Annotated in this window: 10 protein-coding genes; 6 read left to right on the top strand and 4 right to left on the bottom strand. The window is 68.3% G+C overall.

All coding sequences use genetic code 11. From position 1 onward, the window contains the following. Positions 1–65 precede the first annotated feature (65 nt). The gene (locus CLU95_RS27780; RefSeq protein ID WP_099796571.1) at positions 66–302 is read left to right on the top strand and encodes a hypothetical protein; all 237 of its coding nucleotides are present in this window, start codon (positions 66–68) and stop codon (positions 300–302) included. A gap of 3 nt (positions 303–305) precedes the next feature. After that, a complete protein-coding gene (locus CLU95_RS27775; RefSeq protein ID WP_099796570.1) occupies positions 306–1,100 on the top strand; it encodes a winged helix-turn-helix domain-containing protein in 795 nt (264 codons plus the stop codon). Positions 1,101–1,139: 39 nt separating this feature from the next. On the opposite strand, the gene CLU95_RS27770 is transcribed toward CLU95_RS27775, so the two are convergent. The 3 genes from CLU95_RS27770 to CLU95_RS27760 are packed head-to-tail and all read right to left on the bottom strand — an operon-like array spanning position 1,140 to position 13,899. Further along, entirely contained in the window at positions 1,140–1,577 is a 438-nt protein-coding gene (locus tag CLU95_RS27770; protein ID WP_099796569.1) for a hypothetical protein, read from the bottom strand. Between the two features lie 2 nt (positions 1,578–1,579). Continuing rightward, on the bottom strand, positions 1,580–2,440 hold the full coding sequence (locus CLU95_RS27765; RefSeq protein WP_099797505.1) for an OmpA family protein: 861 nt from the start codon (positions 2,438–2,440) through the stop codon (positions 1,580–1,582). 26 nt (positions 2,441–2,466) lie between these two features. Further along, positions 2,467–13,899 (bottom strand): ESPR-type extended signal peptide-containing protein, encoded by an 11,433-nt coding sequence (locus CLU95_RS27760; RefSeq protein WP_099796568.1) that lies wholly within the window; start codon positions 13,897–13,899, stop codon positions 2,467–2,469. Between the two features lie 313 nt (positions 13,900–14,212). Here CLU95_RS27760 and CLU95_RS27755 point away from each other — a divergent pair, with 313 nt between their 5' ends. From CLU95_RS27755 to CLU95_RS27745, 3 genes are read left to right on the top strand one after another with little or no spacing between them, the layout of a single operon-like run. Then, the gene (locus tag CLU95_RS27755; protein ID WP_099796567.1) at positions 14,213–14,956 is read left to right on the top strand and encodes a response regulator transcription factor; all 744 of its coding nucleotides are present in this window, start codon (positions 14,213–14,215) and stop codon (positions 14,954–14,956) included. Beyond that, positions 14,956–16,251: a FecR domain-containing protein gene (locus tag CLU95_RS27750; protein WP_099796566.1), complete on the top strand. Its 1,296-nt coding sequence runs from the start codon at positions 14,956–14,958 to the stop codon at positions 16,249–16,251. The genes CLU95_RS27755 and CLU95_RS27750 overlap by 1 nt, the downstream gene beginning before the upstream one ends. Positions 16,252–16,265: 14 nt before the next feature. Continuing rightward, entirely contained in the window at positions 16,266–18,614 is a 2,349-nt protein-coding gene (locus CLU95_RS27745) for a CHASE2 domain-containing protein (protein WP_099796565.1), read from the top strand. 181 nt (positions 18,615–18,795) lie between these two features. Here CLU95_RS27745 and CLU95_RS27740 read toward each other — a convergent pair whose 3' ends face one another. Next, entirely contained in the window at positions 18,796–20,253 is a 1,458-nt protein-coding gene (locus CLU95_RS27740) for a GntP family permease (RefSeq protein ID WP_099796564.1), read from the bottom strand. Between the two features lie 119 nt (positions 20,254–20,372). Between CLU95_RS27740 and CLU95_RS27735 the strand changes: the two genes are divergently transcribed. Further along, positions 20,373–20,663 (top strand): hypothetical protein, encoded by a 291-nt coding sequence (locus CLU95_RS27735; protein ID WP_099797504.1) that lies wholly within the window; start codon positions 20,373–20,375, stop codon positions 20,661–20,663. The last annotated feature ends 16 nt before the right edge of the window (positions 20,664–20,679 follow it).

Genomic DNA, 20,679 nt, shown 5'->3' with positions numbered 1-20,679 from the left:
ACTAGCATCGAAAGACCCGGGCGGCCAGCCTGCGCCGCGCCGGGGACCAAAGGGAGCAAAACATCGTGAAGTGGATCGTGGCTGGCTTTGTGGCACTGGTGTTCGCCGTGCTGTCGTTCAACGCATTCATTGCCAACGACCTGAGCCGCCAGTCCAGCGGCAACCGGCTCATCGCCATGCTGACCGACCTGTACAGCGGGCTGCTGGGCAGCATCGGCGCCGTTCCGACAGGCATCCTGTTCGCGGTGTGCGCCGTGGGCATCGTCGTCCTGGCGGCCCGGGACGGCAAGAAGGCGGCCTGAGCCATGCCGCTCACCACGCGCGTGGCCTTGCTCGACGAGCAGGGCGTGACCGGCGGGCAGCTGCTGCACAACCTGCCCCTCCTGGGCTACGACGCCTTCCAGTTCTCGAGCCTGGCCGACTTCTTTGCGTCGCTGGACAGCGGCCGACAGGTCGATCTGCTGCTCGTGGTGGTCGACAACGAACTGGCCTCCCGCAGCCTCTTTGCCGCCTGCCGGGCGCTGAACATCCAGACGCTGCTCATCGTGCGCGACAAGCGCTGGGAACAGCTCCTGCCCTGGCGCGACGCGCCGGGCTGGGACGACTTCATCGAGCTGCACGGCGCCGGCATCGAAGACACGATGAATGAGCTGGCCTGGCGCATGCGCACCCTGCTGCTGCGCGCCCGACATGCCGCACAGAGCGCCAGCCTCGGCCCACCGACCTGGGGCCCCTACCGCTTTCTCGACATGGCCCACACCGTGCTGCTGCACGACCAGCGCATCCGCCTGCAGCCGCGCCAGTACGCTTTCGCCGTCACCCTGTTCCGCAACGCCGGGCAGGTGATCACGCGCGACTGGCTGTGGCAATCGATATGGGACAAGACCACGCCCTATGAAGGCACGCGCGTGCTCGACGTGTGCGCGGCCAACATCCGCAAGCGCCTGGACCTGTGCGCCGAGAACGGGTACGAGCTGCGCGCGGTCTACAAGCAGGGCTACCGGCTGGTGCCGGTGTGGCCCGTGTCCAAACCCGTCAAGGAGAGGGAGTTCACGCGACGAGGCCGGCCACGCCATGCCGCCCTTGCCGTGAATTTCTGACAGGCCCGGCCCTGCATCGGGCCGGGCCCCGGGCACGCGTCAGGCGTCCGCCCCCACGCGAATCAGCCGCGCCGGCTTCAGCCGGCCGTCCAGCGACCCCAGCCAGACGCCCAGATCCTCGTTCGACACGGGCGTCAGCAGCAGCTCGAAAGAGCGCTGCGCGCGCACCGCGACCGGCACCGCCTCCACGCTCGGCAGCTCCGAGCGGTGCGTGAGGTACAGCAGCGGCAGCATCCAGTCGGCCGCCTGGTGCATGGCGGGCACGCGCGCCACCGTCTTCTGCGCATCGGCATGCAGCCCGACGATCACCCCGTCGAAGCGCTGGCCCACCTCCAGCGCCTGGATCAGGTCGGCGATGCGCACGAACGGGATGAAGTCGGCCCCCAATGCAGTCAGCGAGTTGCCGGTGCAGGCGCGCTGCAGGGCGTCGGAATCGACCAGCGCGATCCGGTACCCCGAAGGAGCGGGCGCGTTCATCGTCACTGCTCCCCTGCGATGTCGAGCTCGACCCGTCGGTTGGGCTGCAGGCATTGCAGCAGCGCCGGCGTGCGTTGGGTGCCTTCGCAATCGGACACCACCGGTTGGCGCTTGCCCATGCCCGCGGTGCGGATCAGCTTGCGGTCCAGGCCCTGCTGCACCAGCAGATCGCGCACGGTGTTGGCGCGCTCCAGCGACAGCGCCTCGTTGTAGGCGTCGCCGCCCAGCCGGTCGGTGTGGCCCGTCACCACGATGTAGTGCAGCGACCGGAAGTTGTTGCGCAGCTCGCCGGCCAGGTGCTCCAGCCGCGCGCGCCCGGCGGGCTGCAGGTCGGTGAGCGAGGCGCCGTCGAAGCGGAACAGCCCGTCGGCGCTGAGCGTGACCTTCTGCGGCGGTGCCAGCTTCGTGCTGGCCGGGATCGGCGTGGCCAGCGGCGGTTGCGCGAGCAAGGCGCAGTCGGGGTTCTTCCACCAGCCGCCGGTCATCAGCTCGCTGCCGTTGAAACGCACCATGTACTGGCAGGTGGTGTAGTCGCTGCCCTTGCCCGTGTAGAAGTGAAAGATGTAGTTCCACTCGCGCACGCCCCACAGCCCTTCGCTGAAGTGCGGCCAGCCCAGCAGCTCGCGCAGCTGGTCCTTGCCCATGCCGGGACGCACGCGCTGGAACTTGTCGACGCCGGGGAAGGCACCCTGCTTCCACTTGGCGCTGCCCAGGTCGGGAAACTCCTCGGGCTTGGGCGGCGCCGGCTTCTCGGCCGCGGCGCGCGCCTGCGCGTCCTTGTCGATGGCGGCGCCGGGCGAGGCGCAGCCTTGAAGGGACGCAAGCACCGCCGCCAGGGCGACGACGGACAGGGTTCGGTTCATCTTGTTCATTCTTTTGCTCTCCCGCTTCAATTGAAGACCCACTCGGCGCCGACCGTGGCCGCGGCTCCGGCGCGGCTCATGCCCACGCCGCCGGTCATGCTCCAGCCGTTGTTCTCGGCCGTGCGACGGAAGCTGATGCCCACCGCGCTCTCGCCCTTGAAGGTGCCGTAGCCCACACGCATCACCGTCTTGCCCGGCACCGAGGTGCCCGGCATCTGCACGGCCATGGCGGCGGCCACGCCGGCATACGCGTTCTTCGCCACGTTGCGGATCTCGCCGCCCAGCGCGTTGGCACGCGCGTCGGTGTAGGCCATGTTGGCGGCGCCGGACTGGTTGAGCTGCTGCACGTTCACGGCATCGGTCGGTGCCACGCCCGGTGCCACGTTCTGCATCGTCACCGGGCCGGTGGAGGCGCCGTTGCCCATGGTCACGCTGTTGTAGTTGACGCTGCCGTCCACGTTCGTGTCGTAGCGCACCGCGCTTTGCTGCACGGCCTGCAGCTGGCGCACGTTCACCGCGTCGGTGGCCTGCGTGCCGCCGGCCACGTTGGTGATCTGGCGCTCGTTGCCGGCCGAGCCGACCGACACCGCACCCTGCGCCGACTGCACCACGGTGTTCGAGAACATCTCGCGCTGGCCGTTCATGCCGGCGCGGTTGGCCACCGCGCCGTCGCCCAGCGCCACGCTGTTGGCCGAGCTGGCCGTGCTGTTGGCACCCAGCGCGATGCTGCCGGCCGCCTTGGCCTGCGCACCGTTGCCGGTGGCGATGGCGTTGTTGCCCGTGGCGACCGCCTTCGGTCCGATGGCCACACTCTCCGCGCCGATGGCGCTCGAGTCGGCCTCCTTCGAATTGGCGTGGAAGTACTTGATGCCGGTGCCGCCCGTGGTCAGGTTGTTGATCGCCTGGTTCGTGGCGTTGAGCTGGCTGCCGTTCACCGCATCGGTGCTGGTGGCGCTGATCTCGCCGGCCGCGACGTTGGTGATCTGGCGCTCCGCGCCCTTGTCGCCGACGCTGACCACGCCCACCGGCTTGGTGCCGGCGAACTCGTAGGTCGTGCCCCTGATCGTGACGCTCTCCGTGGGCTTGGCGTCCGACGTTTTCGAGTCGTTGCCCAGCGCGACGCTGTTCTTCGTCGTGACCACGGCGCCGGTGCCGACCGCCACGCCCTTGTCGGCGTTGACGACCGCGCCCGAGCCCACCGCCGTGCTGTCGGCGCCCTTGGACGTGGGCGCCACGTAGGTCGTCGGCGAACCGGTGATCCACTTGTTGCCCGCTGCCGCGGCCTGGCTGGCCACGGCCTGCAGCTGTGCCACGTTGACCGCGTCGCTCGGTGCGGAGCCCGCGGCCACGCCGGTGATCTGGCGGAACACGCCGTTGGCCACGTCGCCCACGCCCACTGCACCCGTGGTGCTGGTGGTCTTGGCGATGGCGTCCGATTGCGCCGCGGTCGCGTCCGGCGGCACGTAGCCCTTCGCACCGGCCGCGCGGTCGGCCACCGAGCCTGCGCCCAATGCCGCGCCGCCGTCTGCGACGGCCGTGCTGCCTGCACCCACCGCCAGGCTCGCCACGCCCGCGGCGTTGGCACCCGCACCTGCGGCCAGGCTGCCGTTGCCCATGGCCCGCGCCCAGGCGCCGAAGGCCGCGCTGTCGATGCCGTTAGCGGTCGAGAAGTAGCCCACCGCCGTGCTGCGGTCGCCCATCGCCCAGGCGGCATTGCCGATCGACGTGGCGCTGATGCCCGCGGCCTGCGCCGCCGTGCCCATCGCCACCGCGTTGACGGCCGTCGCCTGTGCGTCCTTGCCCGCAGCGATTGCGTCGGCGCCCGTGGCACCGTCGTTGTTCTCGTTGCCGCCGCCGGTCGAGTTCACGCTGTAGTACTTGGTCTTGCTCTCGGCGACCGTGTCCTTGAGCTGGCTGACGTTCACCGCATCGGTGTTGGCCACGCCCGGCGCCACGTTGGTGATCACCTTGCCGCCCGCATTGACGCCCGCCGTGGTCACGCTCGGACCGCCGACGATGGTCAGGCCGGTCGCGCCGAGGGTGACGTTCGGGCCGACGGTCACGCCGGCGTTGTTCATCACCGTGTCGCCGGTCGTCACGCTGTCGAACTTCACGTCCTTGGCGGTCGCCACGGTCAGCGTGTTGCCGTTGCGGGTGACCACCATGTTGTCGCCGTTGGCGAAGTTGGCCGTGCCGCCCGGTGCGATGTTCTGCGGGCTCGCCTCGCCGTTCGCGCTCAGGTTCCAGCCCTTGCTGGCCGTGACGTCGACCAGCTTGAGCTGCTCTTCGGTCGCTGCGCGGCCCACGGTCGCAAAGCTCGGGTCGGTCAGCGTCTTGTTGCTCAGGCCCTTGATGTCGTTGCTGACACCGCTGAGGTTCACGCTGCCGCTGGTCACGCCACCAGCTGCGACCGCCGTGGTCGTGGTGCCATTGGTCACCGTGGTGCCTGCGGCCGACGTCTTCGTGATGTTGCCCGTGCCGTCGTTCACCGTCAGGCCTGTGGTGTTGAGCACGCTCTGGCCCACGGTCAGGCTGTTGTTGACCTTCACGTCGTCAGCCAGCTTGAAGTCGAGGCCCGTGCCATTGCGCGTGATGGCGATGTTGCTGTCGGAGTTGCTGAAATCGACCTTGCCGCCTGGAGCGACATTGCCGCCGGTTGCCTCTCCGTTGGCCGCCACGTTCCAACCTGCGCTGGCCGTGTCATTGACCAGCTTGAGCTGCTCTTCCGTGGCCCCACGGCCGACGGTTGCGAAAGTCGGATCGGTCAGCGTCTTGTTGCTCAGGCCTCGGATGTCGTTGGTGACGCCACTGAGGTTCACAGTGCCGCTGGTCACGCCGCTCGCTGCGACGACCGTGGTCGTCGTGCCGTTCGTCACCGTGGTGCCCGCCGCCGACGTCTTCGTGACATTGCCCGCGCCGTCGTTCACCGTCAGGCCCGTGGTGTTGAGCACGCTCTGCCCCACCGTCACGCTGTTGTTGACCTTCACGTCGTCGGCCAGCTTGAAGTCGAGATCCGTGCCGCTGCGCGTGATCGCGATGTTGCTGTCCGAGTTGCTGAAGTCGACCTTGCCGCCTGGGGCGACGTTGCCGCCTGTGGCTTCGCCGTTGGCGGCGACATTCCAGCCCTTGCTGGCCGTAGTGTCGACCAGCTTGAGCTGCTCTTCGGTCGCTGCGCGGCCCACGGTGGCAAAGCTCGGATCGGTCAGCGTCGTGTTGCTCAGGCCCTGGATGTCATTGGTGACACCGCTGAGCTTCACGTTGCCGCTGGTCACGCCGCCCGCCGCGACGACCGTGGTCGTCGTGCCGTTGGTCACCGTGGTACCGGCGGCCGTTGTCTTCGTGACGTTGCCCGCACCGTCATTCACCGTCAGCCCCGTCGTGTTGAGCACACTCTGGCCGACCGTCACGCTGTTGTTGACCTTCACGTCGTCAGCCAGCTTGAAGTCGAGGTCCGTGCCGTTGCGCGTGATGGCGATGTTGCTGTCGGAGTTGCTGAGATCGACCTTGCCGCCTGGAGCGACATTGCCGCCCGTGGCTTCGCCGTTGGCGGCCACGTTCCAACCTGCGCTGGCCGTGTCGTTGACCAGCTTGAGCTGCTCTTCGGTGGCCCCACGGCCCACGGTCGCGAACGTCGGATCGGTCAGCGTCTTGTTGCTCAAACCCTTGATGTCATTGGTGACACCGCTGAGGTTCACGCTGCCGCTGGTCACGCCACCGGCGGCCACTGCGGTGGTCGTCGTGCCGTTGTTGACCGTGAGGCCTGTGGTGTTGAGCACGCTTTGGCCCACCGTCACGCTGTTGTTGACCTTCACGTCGTCAGCCAGCTTGAAGTCCAGGTTCGTGCCGCTTCGCGTGATCGCGATATTGCTGTCCGAATTGCTGAAGTCGACCTTGCCGCCCGGTGCGACGTTGCCGCCGGTTGCCTCGCCGTTGGCCGCGACATTCCAGCCCGCGCTGGCGGTGTCGTTGACCAGCTTGAGCTGCTCTTCGCTGGCTGCGCGGCCTACTGTTGCAAAGCTCGGATCGGTCAATGTCTTGTTGCTCAGACCCTTGATGTCGTTCGTCACGCCACTCAGGTTGACTGTCCCGCTGGTCACGCCGCCGGCGGCCACGGCGGTGGTCGTGGTGCCGTTGTTGACCGTCAGGCCGGTGGTATTGAGCACGCTCTGCCCCACCGTCACGCTGTTGTTGACCTTGACGTCGTCAGCGAGCTTGAAGTCCAGGTTCGTTCCCGTGCGCGTGATCGCGATATTGCTGTCCGAGTTGCTGAAGTCGACCTTGCCGCCCGGCGCCACATTGCCGCCCGTGGCTTCGCCGTTGGCCGCGACATTCCAGCCCGCGCTGGCGGTGTCGTTGACCAGCTTGAGCTGCTCTTCGGTGGCGCCACGGCCCACGGTCGCGAACGTCGGATCGGTCAGCGTCTTGTTGCTCAGACCTTGGATGTCGTTCGTCACGCCACTCAGGTTGACCGTCCCACTGGTCACGCCGCCAGCGGCCACAGCCGTGGTCGTCGTGCCGTTGTTGACCGTCAGGCCCGTGGTGTTGAGCACGCTCTGACCCACCGTCACGCTGTTGTTGACCTTCACGTCGTCCGCCAGCTTGAAGTCGAGATTCGTGCCGGTGCGCGTGATGGCGATGTTGCTGTCGGAGTTGCTGAAGTCGACCTTGCCGCCCGATGCAACATTGCCGCCCGTGGCTTCGCCGTTGGCTGCGACGTTCCAGCCTGCGCTGGCCGTGTCGTTGACCAGCTTGAGTTGCTCTTCGGTGGCGCCACGGCCCACCGTCGCGAACGTCGGATCGCTCAGCGTCGTGTTGCTCAGGCCCTGGATGTCGTTGGTGACACCGCTGAGGTTCACATTGCCGCTGGTCACGCCGCCCGCCGCCACCGAGGTGGTCGTCGTGCCGTTGTTGACCGTGAGGCCCGTCGTGTTGAGCACGCTCTGCCCCACCGTCACGCTGTTGTTGACCTTCACGTCGTCGGCCAGCTTGACGTCGAGATTCGTGCCTGTGCGCGTGATCGCGATGTTGCTGTCGGAGTTGCTGAAGTCGACCTTGCCGCCAGGAGCGACGTTGCCGCCCGTGGCTTCGCCGTTGGCCGCGACATTCCAGCCTGCACTGGCCGTGTCGTTGACGACCTTCAGTTGCTCTTCGGTAGCCCCCCGGCCGACCGTCGCGAAGCTCGGGTCAGTGAGCGTGGTGTTACTCAGGCCCTTGATGTCGTTGGTGACGCCGCTGAGATTCACGTTGCCGCTGGTCACGCCAGTGGCCGCAACAGCCGTGGTCGTGGTGCCGTTGTTGACGGTCAGGCCGGTAGTGCTGAGCACGCTCTGCCCCACCGTCACGCTGTTGTTGACCTTGACGTCGTCAGCGAGCTTGAAGTCCAGGTTCGTACCGCTTCGCGTGATGGCGATGTTGCTGTCGGAGTTGCTGAAGTCGACCTTGCCGCCCGGCGCGACGTTGCCACCGGTGGCTTCGCCGTTGGCCGCGACATTCCAGCCCGCGCTGGCCGTGTCGTTGACGATCTTGAGCTGTTCTTCGGTAGCCCCACGGCCCACCGTGGCGAAGCTCGAGTCAGTGAGCGTGGTGTTACTCAGGCCCTTGATGTCGTTGGTGACGCCGCTGAGATTCACGTTGCCGCTGGTCACGCCGCCGGCTGCGACCACGGTGGTGGTCGTGCCGTTGTTGACTGTCAGTCCCGTCGTGTTGAGCACGCTCTGGCCCACCGTCACGCTGTTGTTGACCTTCACGTCGTCAGCCAACTTGAAGTCGAGGTTCGTGCCGCTTCGCGTGATCGTGACGTTGTTGTCGGAGTTGCTGAAGTCGACCTTGCCGCCCGGTGCGACATTGCCGCCTGTGGCTTCGCCGTTTGCGGCCACGTTCCAACCCGCGCTGGCTGTGTCGTTGACGATCTTGAGCTGCTCTTCAGTAGCTGCACGCCCCACCGTAGCAAAGCTCGGATCGGTCAGCGTCTTGTTGCTCAGGCCTTGAAGGTCGTTCGTCACCCCGCTCAGGTTGAGCGTTCCACTGGTCACGCCGCCGGCAGCAACCGCCGTGGTCGTCGTGCCGTTGGTCACGGTGGTTCCCGTTGCCGACGTCTTCGTTACGCTGCCTGCGCCGTCATTCACGGTCAGACCCGTGGTGTTGAGCACGCTCTGGCCCACGGTCACGCTGTTGTTGACCTTCACGTCATCCGCCAGCTTGAAGTCGAGATCCGTGCCCGTGCGCGTAATCGCGATGTTGCTGTCCGAGTTGCTGAAATCGACCTTCGCGCCTGGAGCGACATTGCCACCCGTAGCCTCGCCGTTGGCGGCCACGCTCCAGCCCGCATTGGCGGTCGCATCGACGGCCTTGAGCTGGCTCACGTTCACCGCATCGGTGTCGTCTGAACCGGCTGCCAGATTGGTAATGCGCCGTTCCTTGCCCGCGCTGCCCACGGACACTTCACCCACTGGCACAGTGCCGGCCACCGTGGCTGGCGTGCCGGCCGCAGTGAGTGGTGCGTACGCCGCCTTGGCCTGCAAGGCAGCCGCATCTTGCGTGGCTTGCGATTCGGCCCCTAGTGCCACGCTGTTGACCGCGCTGGCCTGCGCCTGGCGGCCGATGGCAACGCCATCGTTCTTGCTGGCCACAGCGCTGTTGCCGATGCTCACCGTGTTGTCGGCGGTGATGCCGGCAAGCGTCGTCGTATCGACGATGCCCGCGAAGGTGCCGATGGCGATGTTGCTGCTGCCTGTGGTGCCCGCGCCGGCCACCGCGCCGATGCCGATGTTCGTATCGCCTGAGACGGAGGCGCCCGACAGGTCGCCCATGGCGATGTTGTCGTTGCCGGTCACTGACTGGCCCGCGCTGCCGCCGATCGCGGTGTTGTAGGTGCCCTTGGTCCCGATGCCACTGTAGACGCCCATCGCCAGGTTGTAGTCGCCCTGGACGCTCTGGCCCGCCGCGATGCCGAACGCCGCATTCGAGCTGCCGACGACATCCTTGCCCGCGGCGGAACCGACGGCGGTGTTGCTGGAGCCCACGACACCGCGACCCGCTTCGTTGCCGACGCTGACGTTGTTCTGGCCGGCCAGGCCGGCGCTGGCGCCCTCGCCTGCCAGATAGCCGATGGACACACTGCGCTCGCCGTTCGCCTGGGTGCCCACGCCCGCCGCCAGTGCGTTGACGCCGGTGGCGCCGTCGTTGGCGTAGTTTCCACCTGGCGTGCCGTTGTCGTTCACGCTGTAGTAGTGCGTCTGCGCTGCTTGCAGTTGGGCCACATTGACCGCGTCGGTTGCTACCGTGCCCGCCGCTACGTTCGTGATCTGCCGCGTCTGGCCGTTGCCGCCCACGCTCACGGCGCCCAGCGTGCTCTTCCACGTGGCCGAGGAGTCCGTCGAGGCTGCGCCCTTAGCCGGGTCGAAGCCTGCCATGCCCTTGTCCGTGCTGGCCACCGACTGGCTGCCCAGTGCCACGCCGTCGGCCACGGTCACGCTGGTCGAGTCGCCGAGTGCCGTGGCATTGGCCACGTTGATGTTGACGTTGTTGCCCAACACGAAGGTGTTGGTGGCCGCCGCACCCAGCGTGTTGTTATTGCCCACGCTGTAGCTGTTGGCGCCGTCGATGGTGCTCGGGTCGCCGATGGCGCCGCTGTTGTTGCCGTTGACGGTGTTGCCAGTGCCGATGCTGATGCTGCTTGCGCCCGTGGCCTGTGCGTTTTGACCAATGGCGATGGCGTTGTTCGCCCCAGCCACCGTGCCATTGCCCACAGCCACGGTGTTGCTGACCGTCAACGCCGATTTGCCGCTGACCGGTGTCGCCGCACCCGTGGTCGGATCAACGCTGTATTGAGGTGCATTGGCACCCGCACCAATTGCCACATTGCCGTTGCCGATCACCCCAGCGCCCGCCGCCGCGCCTTGATTGACGTTCAGATTGCCACTGCCCAACACACCGGCGTTCAGCCCGAGATTGGTGTTGACATTGCCCTTGGATGCCGCGCCCGCTTGGCTACCGAAGTTGGTGTTGCTGTTGCCCACCATTCCCTGTCCCGCCAGGCTGCCGATGCTGACGTTGAGCTGGCCGCTCAAGCCACTGCCTGCGCCCGCACCGATGCTCGTGTTCTGACCATTGCCAGAAGAATTCTGGCCCGCCAAGATGCCGATGTTGATATCGCCACCCGCGCTGGTCGAACCCGTGCCAGCTTGTGTGCCGATAGACACCGTATTGGACGTCTGTGCCTGCGCGCTGGAGCCGATAGCAACGCCACTTTTTGACACCGCATTGGCGCCCAGGGCCACTCCATCGACGGTCTGCGCGCCATTACCAACGGCCACGCCGCCGGTACCTCCCACCGAAGCTACGGCCGCAACAGCGCCTTGACCAATTGCCACGGCACCAGCGCCCGTTGCATTGCTGTTGTAGCCCATCGCCGTGGAACCGCTGCCCGATGACGTGGCATTCACGCCAGCTGCAATCGCGTTAGGTCCTGTCGCGCCGCTGTTATCGTAGTTGCTCCCCGCGCCGGTAGAGGTGGAGTTGATGCTGTAGTAATGCACGGCGCCCGCAGCCGCTGTACTGGATACAGCCTGTAGTTGTGCCACGTTTACCGCATCGGTGTTGTCCGCGCCCGCCGCTAGGTTGGTGATGCGGCGTTCCTTGCCCGCGCTGCCTACTGACACCTCGCCCACCGGCATGGTGCCGGCCACGGCCGCCGGCGTGCCGGTGGCGGTCAGCGGTGCGTAGGCCGCCTTGGCCTGCAAGGCCGCCGCGTCCTGCGTAGCCTGTGATTCCGCACCTAGCGCCACACTGTTGACCGCGCTGGCCTTGGCTTCGTACCCGAGAGCAACCGCGCGGTCCTTCCCGGCCAACGCGCCGCCGCCGACGCTCACTGTGTCACTGGCCGTCACGCCGAACCCGGCAGCTGCACCGACGGCGACATTGTTGTTGCCCGTGACGCCGCTTCCGGCAAGCGCGCCGAACGCGGCGTTGGCATCGCCCGCGGTGCCCGCGCCCGCCCCGCTACCCGTCGCCGTGTTGAAGACACCGCTCGAGTCCGACAGAGCGCCATTGCCCACGGCCGTAGCGTGATCGCCAGAGGCATTCTTGCCGGCCCCGGCACCCAGGGCCGTGTTGTATTGGCCGGTGCCCGCCGAAAAGCCCGCTTCAGAGCCCAGAGAGACATCGGCAAAATTGGCTGCAATCGCGCGATCGCCCACCGCCACCGACGAGAAACCATTCGCGTTGGACTTCACGCCGACAGCCACGGTGCTGCCGGACGTCGCCCCGTTGGCACCCGACGAGACCGCACCCGCGCCAATGGCGACGGCATCAGTGCCGGTGGCCTGGGCTCCAACACCTGCGGCGAGGGCGCCCGCGCCCGTGGCGCCATCGTTGTTGTAGTTACTGCCAGCGCCAGTCACCGTGGAGTTCACGCTGTAGTAGTGCGTTTGTCCCGCCTTCAGTTGGGCCACGTTCACCGCGTCGGTGGGCGCCGTGCCCGCCGCCACGTTCGTGATCTGCCGCGTCTGGCCGTTCCCGCCCACGCTCACCGCGCCCAGCGTGCTCTTCCACGTGGCCGACGTGTCCGTCGAAGCCGTGCCTGTGGCCGGGTCGAAACCCGCCACACCCTTGTCCGTACTCGCCACCGACTTGCTGCCCAGCGCTACGCCGTCGGCCACGGTCACGCTGGTCGAGTCGCCCAGCGCCGTGGCATTGGCCACGTTCACGTTCACGTTGTTGCCCAGCACGAAGGTATTGGTCGCTGCCGCGCCCAGCGTGTTGTTGTTGCCCACGCTGTAGCTGTTGGCCCCGTCGATCACGCTCGGGTCGCCGATGGCGCCGCTGTTGTTGCCGTTGACGACGTTGCCGGTGCCGATGCTGATCGATTGCGCGCCGTTGGCCTGCGCGCCCTTGCCGACGGCAATGGAGGTTTCGCCTTGTGCGAAGGCGCTGTCGCCCACAGCCACGCTCGAAACACCGAAGGCCTTGCTCGCGTTGCCGATGGCCACGGCGGCCTGGTCGCCGGCGACGGCCGACGAGCCCAGCGCCACGGCATCGTCGCTGGTGGCGCGCGACTGATGGCCGATGGCCGTCGTGCGGCTGGCATCGATGCCGGCCACGCCGTTGCGCTGAAACGCCTTGGTGACCGAGGCCTGCAGTTCGGTGGCGGTGACCAGGACGTTGCCGCTGCTGGCTTCGATGACGTTGCCGCTGGCGTCCAGGGTGTAGGTACCGTCGGCCAGGCCCGCCTCCGTCACGCCGCGCGTGGCAAGAAAGCCCATGTACTCGGTCTGCGCCGCCAGGCTCGCCGCCTGCACGGCGGCCGCGGAGACGGGGCTGTTCGGGTCTTGCGAGGCCAGCGCCAGGTTGGCACTGGCAAGGGTCCCGAGCGCGATGTTGTTGCTGCCCTTGGACTGCAGGCCCGCCATCGTGCCTTGGTTGATGTTCTGGTCACCCGTCACGAACTGGCCCGCGCGTTGACCCACCGCAACGTTGCGGCTGCCGACCGAAAGGCCGCCCGCGCCGTAGCCCATGCCGGCGTTCTCGTCGCCTCGGACATTGACGCCCGCCTGGTTGCCGACGTACGAATTGCGGGCGCCATTGCCACTCGCACCCGAGCCGCTGCCTACGAAGGTGTTGAGCCCGTTGCTGAAATCGTTGGGGTCGGTCTTGGCGGGGCGGCCCATGCCTGCATACGTGCCGATTGCGACGGCGTCGTAGCCGGCTTCGGCGCGCGAACCCAGCGCGGTGCCGCGTCCCTCGGCCTTGGCAGAGCCGCCCAGGGCCACGGAATTGCCTTCGGTGGCGGAGGCATAGGTGCCCACCGCCACGGAACTCCAGTTTTCGGTGGGGCCGGTCAGGCGGTCGCCGCCGTTCGCAATCGCAGCACGGCCGATGGCGATGTCGCCCAGCTTGTGTGCTTCGGCACCGTTGCCCATGGCCACGGTGTCGTCCGCGATCGCCTTCGCATCCGGCCCGATCGCCACACTGTTGACGCCGATGGCGCCCGAATTGGCCTGCGTCGAATTGCCGACTGCGGTCGAGTTCACATGCAGGTACGGCGTCTCGTCGACATTCACCCAGCGCCCGCCCTTCCAGGTCATCAGCCCCTCGCCGAGGCCATTGGCCGAGGTCCCGGCGGTGGTGTTGAAGACCACCATGCCTTCGATCGGCGTGGGCGCGACGAGCCCCCAGGTCGTGGCGTCGGTCAAGGCGGCACGCGGCATCAGAACGCCCTTGTTCGGCACACCCGCACCCGGCTCCGGGCCGATCGTCAACCACGCACTGGGATCCGGGTCCGGCGTCATGACCCCCACCTGCGCAAGCGCCGGTCCGCCCAGCAGGAGCATGCCCAGGCCCAGCGCCGCGAGCTGGCGTTGCGCGCTGCGGCTTTTCTTACCTCGCGCGGAGGCGATTTCCGACGCGGCAACCCAGGCGCCAAGCGCCTCATTCCAGATGGACCGATAAGACTTGTTCATTTCCCCAGTTCCTCGAATTCAGCCCGGCACTGCTCCGCATGAACGCGACATGGCGGGCGGAGATAACCGGAGATGTGGAGTGATCGGAGCGCCGGGTGGCGCTACAGGGGGCGGATGATGTCGGGGGCCTCCGAAGGCCAAGGGGCCCGCGTGAGGTTTGGTCAGAATTGCAGCCAGCTTTTGTCTGCATTTGTGAATTTCTTTACTACTTCATAACCATCGCCAACAATGTTGCTGACATTCACGCTGCGGAATTCGTCAGATTTCGGGCGCGGATTCACTGTCAAAATTGTCCCCGCCACCTCTGGAGTCCATGCGCATCGCCATCCTTGAAGACGACCCGAATCAGCTCTCGCACCTCGTGCGCACACTGGAGCAGCTGTTAACAATTGGCGAGACGAATGTGACTTGCATCACGTTTTCAAATGGGTCGACCTTGCAGCAGGCGCTGCGACGGGAAAGCTTCGACCTGCTGGTGCTGGACTGGAACGTGCCGGGGCTGGCGGGCGTCGAATTGCTGCAATGGCTGCGCAAGTGGCAGACCGACAAGGTGCCGGTGCTCATGCTGAGTTCGCGTGCCTCCGAGCACGACGTGGTGGAGGCCCTCACCCTCGGCGCCGACGACTACATCGTCAAACCCTTCCGACCGCTGGAATTGCGTGCGCGCGTGCAGCGCCTGATGGCCCGGCGCGTGCCGGTGGCGCCGTCCGACGGCGAGCGCTTCGGCCGCTGGGAGTTCGAACGGGTGTCGCAAAGCGTCTTGATCCATCCCGCGCCGGGCGACGACGCCCCGCCGCAGCGGCATGCCCTCACCGACCGTGAATTCAAGCTGGCGCTGACGCTGTTCCAGCACATGGGCGACGTGGTGTCGCGCGCCCATCTGCTCGAAAGCGCCGGCTACAGCACCGAAGAGCTGCCTTCGCGCACGCTGGACAGCCACATCTACCGGCTGCGCAGCAAGCTCGGCCTCGAAGCCGAAAGCGGGCTGAGCCTGCGCACGGTCTATGGCCGCGGCTACCGGCTCGAAGCCACGCAACAACCGCAGGTGGATGCGTGATGGCGACGCGCGACACCAGGCCTCGCCTGCATCGCCTCGTGGCCGGTGCCGCACTGCTCGTCGCCGCGATGGCCGCGAACGCGCAGTCGCCGCACGTGGTGAAGCCCGGCGAGACCTTGTGGGGCATCTCGGGCCAGCAGCTGGACACGCCGCTGCGCTGGCCCGAAGTGCAGCAGCGCAACCAGGTGGGCGAGCCGCGCCTGCTGCAGCCGGGCACGGTGCTTTACTTTGCCGACGGGCGGCTCGTGCCCGAGGGCGCGGCGGTGGTCACCGCGATCGAAGGCCGGGCCTCGCGCAAGCGCGCGGGCGTCCCCGAACAGGCGCTCACGCCCGGCATGCCCATCCAGGCCGGCGACACGCTCATCACCGGCACCGACGCCTTCGTGACCCTCGGGGTGACGGGTGGCAGCCGCGTCGTGCTGCCCTCGCGCAGCGCGCTCGAGGTGCTGGCCATCGACGCGACGACGGTGCGACTGCGGCTGATCGAGGGCCGCGTCGAATCGCAGGTGCACAAGCAGCAGCCGAACCAGCAGTTCGAGATCCGCGCGCGGTCGATGGGCCTGGGCGTGCGGGGCACGCACTTCCGCGTGCGCGACGAAGACGGCCTGCTGACCGGCGAAGTGATTTCGGGCGAAGTGGTCGTGCAGGGAGCGGCGCAGTCCGAACCGCCGCTCGTGCTGCGCGAAGGCCGCGGCGCGGTGCTGCTGGAGAGCGGCCCGTCGGAGGCGAAGGGCCTGCTGCCGGCGCCCCAGCTGGTGCCTGAAACAACGGCGCGCAACGACCGCACGTTCCGCTTCACGCCCGTTGCGGGCGCGCAAACCTACCGCCTGCAGCTGGCGCGCGACGAGCGCTTTCTGCTGCCGGTGCACGAACAACGCGGCCCGGGGCCTTCTTTCACGGTGCCGGCAGAACTGCCATCGGGCCTCTACCAGCTGCGCCTCACGGCCTTCGATGCCGCGCGGCTCGAAGGGCTGCCGGGCGACGGCACGGTCTACCTGCCCACGGTCGAAGGCGGCGCGGGCGGCCAGGGCACATCGTCCGTGCTTTCGGACGGGCGCGTGGAGGTCCGCTGGCCGGGCGTCTCCGGGCAACGCTACACCTTCGAACTCTCGCGCAGCCCTGACTTCGCCGTGTTGCTGGTCAACGAGCCCTCGGTGTACGCCACCGGCATGACGGTCGGCCCCTTTGCGCTCGGCGGGCGCTACCACTGGCGTGCGCGCCAGGCCACCACCACCGACGGCGCCGCGCCCTCCCCGGCTGGCTTCGGCGGAAGCTTCGACATTCCGGTGCGCTGAAGCGGGGCACGCGCATGCGCCTCGTCCTCGAACGGTTGCTGATGGCGCTGCTGCTGCCGCTGGCCATGCTCGGCCTCGCGCACCGCCCGGGCCTGCTGCAGCTGGATGCGTACATCCACGACCGCCTGCTGATCCTGGCCTCGCACCGGGCGTCGCCCGACATCCTGATCATCGCCATCGACGAGCACAGCCTGCGCGAACTCGGGCGCTGGCCGTGGAGCCGCGAGACCCACGCGCGCCTGCTCGAACGGCTCGCACCGGCGGCGCCGCGCGCGGTGCTGCTCGACCTCTTCTTGACCGAGCCGAGCGCCGACCCGCGCGAGGACGCGCGCCTGGCGCAGGCCATGGGCCTGCTGCCCGTGTACCTGCCGCTGCTGCACGCGAGCCCCCTGGCGTTCTCGAGCCACGACTGGCCGGGCTTCCTGCCGCCCCTGCCGGACTTCGCCGCGCGGGCCCGCGGCGTGGGACACGCCGGCCTCGCGCCCGATTCCGACGGCGTGGCGCGCACGCTGTACCTGCGCGAGGGCTATCCAGACCACCTGCAGCCCTACGTCGGCGCGTTGATGGCGCAACGCGTTCCGCCGCCCGTGACCGACCCCGACGCGACGCCGCTCGACTGGCTGCGCCAGAGCCCGCTGCGCCTGCTGTTCGCCGGCCCGCGCGGCAGCTACCGCACCGTGCCTTACGCCAGCGTGCTGCGGGGCGAAGTGCCCGCCGAGCTGCTGCGCGACAAGCTGCTGCTCGTGGGCGCCACCGCGCCCGGCCTCGGCGACCAGACGCTCACGCCCAACGCCGGCATCCGCGGCGTGCTGCCCGGGGTGGAAGTGCACGCCAATGCCATCGACAACCTGATGCACGGGCGCAATGTGAGCGTGTCGCCCCCGCTGTGGCATGCGGCCTGGACCGTCGTGCCGCTGTGGATCGCGCTGTGGCTGCTGGTGCGCAGGGGCCGGCATGCGCTGCCGATCGCCGTCGGCCTGGCGAGCGCGTGCCTGCTGATCAGCGGCGTTGCCATGCTGGCGTGCCACCACTGGCTGCCGCCCGCCGCACCGATGCTCGGCCTGGCCATCCTCTACCTGCTGTGGAGCTGGCGCCGCCTGGAGTCGCAGTTCATCTACCTGCGCAAGCGCGCACAGGTGCTCGATGCGCTCCCGGGCGGCACCTTTGAAGTCGTGCCGGCCCGTGTGCCCGCGCCTGCGGACCCGGCGGAGCATCCCAAGCAGGCGCTCGATCGCGCCATTGCACGCCTGCGGCGCATGCAGCAGCTCATGGACAAGGCCATGCAGGCGATGCCCGTGGCCATGCTGATCTGCGACGAAGACGGGGGCATCGGGTCGGGCAACGCGGCGGCCTTCCGGCTGCTGGGCGGCGGTGCCATGCCGTCGCACGACGACGAACGAACCCCCGTCGCACTGCGCGGCATGCGGCTGCCCGAGCTGATCGCGCCGCTGGCCGTGCCGCCCGCCAACGGCGCGCCGGCACGCACCGACGCCGCCCACTGGACCGATCGGCTGCACGGCGAATACACCACCCCCGACGCCCGCGTGTTCCGCCTGGAGGCCGCGGCCTTCAGCGGCGACGCGCCCGAAGACCGCGGCTGGGTCGTGATGCTGCCCGAGCTCACGGCCGAGCGCGAGGCGCAGCGCCAGCGCGACGAATGGCGGCAGTTTTTGTCGCACGACCTGCGCAGCCCGCAGGTCACGATCCTCAGCATCCTGTCGATGCATGCCGCCGCCGATGCCGGGATGCGCGCGGCCATTGGCCGCGAAGCCGAGCGCACGCTCGCGATGGCCGAGGGTTTCATGGATTTCGCGCTCGCCGAATCGGACGACTACCGCTTTGCGGACACGCACATCGGCGCCGTGCTGCTCGATGCAAGAGACCAGGTCTGGCACTACGCGCAGTCCCACGGCGTGCGCGTCGACGCCCGCATCGACGACGCCGCCGGCGACACCCTCCTGCACGCCGACGGCGCCCTGCTGACCCGCGCCATCGTCAACCTGCTGAACAACGCCATCCGCCACAGCCCGTCCGGAGGCAGCGTGGAACTGCGCCTGGACCTCGAGCCCGGCGCCGCAGCCACCGACGCAGCCCGCGTGCGAATTTCCGTGGGCGACCAGGGCTCGGGCATGACGCCCGAACAACTCGACGCCCTGCTCCATGCCCCGCGCGGCCGACGCGCACCGAGCACCCCGGAACCCGCTGCCGGCGGCACGAAGGAAACGGGCACACGGCGCATGGGCCTGGGCTTTTCGGTCGTACGCGCAGTGGTCCAGAAACACCACGGCACCCTCGGCGCGCAGAGCACGCCCGGCGCCGGCACGACCGTCTGGCTGCTGCTGCCTCTGCCCGCTACGCATTAGCACACCGAAGTGACGGGTTTTCCCAATCCGACGGGGACAACGTTGTGGAAAACCTTGTGTGCAGCGCTCAAAACCCTTGCCTGGCGGGGCCTGCAACACGGTGCCTGCGAAAGAGGCAGCGAAGGCAAAAAACCCGGGGAAATATTTTTCTCGGTGTTTCCGCCACAGTTTCGGCGGCGAATCAGAACGATCCGAACACCGTGCCCAGCCCGATCACCGCCGCCAGCGCCAGCAAGGCGCCGACGATGCTGACCATCACGATGTCGCGGTAGCTCTCGCGGTGCGTGCAGCCGCACACCGTCAGCATCGTGACGACGGCGCCGTTGTGCGGCAGGCTGTCGAGCGTGCCCGAGGCGATCACCGCCACGCGGTGCAACAGGGCCGGATCGAGCCCGATGGCCGCGGCCCGCGCCAGGTAGGTACCGCCCAGCGCATCGAGCGCGATCGTCAGCCCGCCCGAGGCCGAGCCCGTGAGCGCGGCCAGCACGTTGGTCGACACCGCCAGCGACACCAGCGGCCCGCCGCCGATGCCCAGCACGGCATCGCGCACCACGCCGAAAGCCGGCATCGCCGCCACCACCGCGCCGAAGCCGACGAGGCTCGCCACGCTGAGCACCGGCAGTGCCGCGGCATTGGCGCCTGCGCCGAGCGTGGCGCGCAGCGAATCGAGCCGGCGCCACTGGGTGGCGATCACCACCGCAATCGCACAGGCCAGCGCGACCAGCACCGACCAGACCCCGCCCACCGCCGACAACGACAGCCCGCCCCATTCGGGCGCGGCCAGGTAGCCCAGGTTAGCGCGCGGCAGCACGACCAGCGACATCAGCAGGTTCACGCCAATGACCACCGCCAGCGGCAGGAAGGCCAGCAGTGCGCGCGGCGCCACCTCGGCACGCCGGCTGTGCGCCATCTCGGCCGGGTCGAACTCGCGCGCTGCGCTGGCACGCTCGCGCAGCGTGGCGTCGTTCTCGAGCGCGGCCGGCGCCGCGCGCGCGCCCTCGGCACCGAAGCCCTCGTTCGCACGGCGCGCCCTTGCCTCCTGTCGCCCCAACCACGCCAGGCCGAAGGCCAGCATCACCGCCGACGCGATGAGCCCCAGCCCCGGTGCGGCGAACGGCGTGGTGCCGAAGAACGGCATCGGGATCGCGTTCTGGATCGCCGGCGTGCCGGGCAGCGCCGACATCGTGAAGGTCGACGTGCCCAGCGCGATGGCCGCGGGCATCAGGCGGCGCGGCACGCCCGCCTCGCGGAACAGCTGCTGCGCCATCGGCGCGAGCACGAAGAAGGCGACGAACAAACTCACCCCGCCGTAGGTCACGAGCGCGCCGGCGAGCACCACGGCCAGCACCGCATGGCGCGGGCCGAGGCGACGCATCAGCACGTCGGCGATGACGCCGATCGAGCCGCTGTCTTCCATGAGCTTGCCGAACACGGCGCCCAGCAGGAACAGCGGAAAGTACTGCGCCAGGAAATGCGCCGCGCTGCCCATGAAGGTGTGGGTCCAGTGTGCGAGCACCGGCTCGCCGCTCAGCAGCGCCACCAGCGCCGCGGCCGCGGGTGCCAGCAGCAGCACGCTCCAGCTGCGAAACGCCAGCCAGATCAGCAGCAGGAGTGCGACGAGGATGCCCGACAAGCCCATTCTTGCTCCCGTGGTGGAGCGGTCACTCTAGCAGCCGGGCATGGCTCGGTGATCCCTGTGTCGGCCAAAGCGGCGCGCCGCCTGCGTTGGGCTTCGCGATCCGTTCCCCCCTTCACTCCATGCACATCGAAGAACGCGTCCACATCGTGGTCCCGCCCGGGGTCATCGACACCGTCTGGAGCGAGGTCGACCGATGGCACCTGTGGGACCCGGACACCAGGCAAGCCCGGCTCGACGGGCCCTTCGCGGTGGGCACAAAAGGCCGGATCGTTCCCCAGAAAGGCATTGCCTTTCTGTTCGGGCCGGGCGTCGCCAAACAGGTTCGGGCGGGGCCTCCTCGGACCATGCTGTCGCTGAAAGCCTATGCCGAGCAACGCCACAACCCGTCGGTGCCCAGCGACACTCCGTGAAACCCACCGCTCGCTG

Source organism: Variovorax sp. 54 (genome assembly GCF_002754375.1).
Taxonomy (GTDB): domain Bacteria; phylum Pseudomonadota; class Gammaproteobacteria; order Burkholderiales; family Burkholderiaceae_C; genus Variovorax.
The sequence above is the reverse complement of the archived record's forward strand: the minus strand, read 5'-3'. Positions and strand labels throughout refer to the sequence as shown.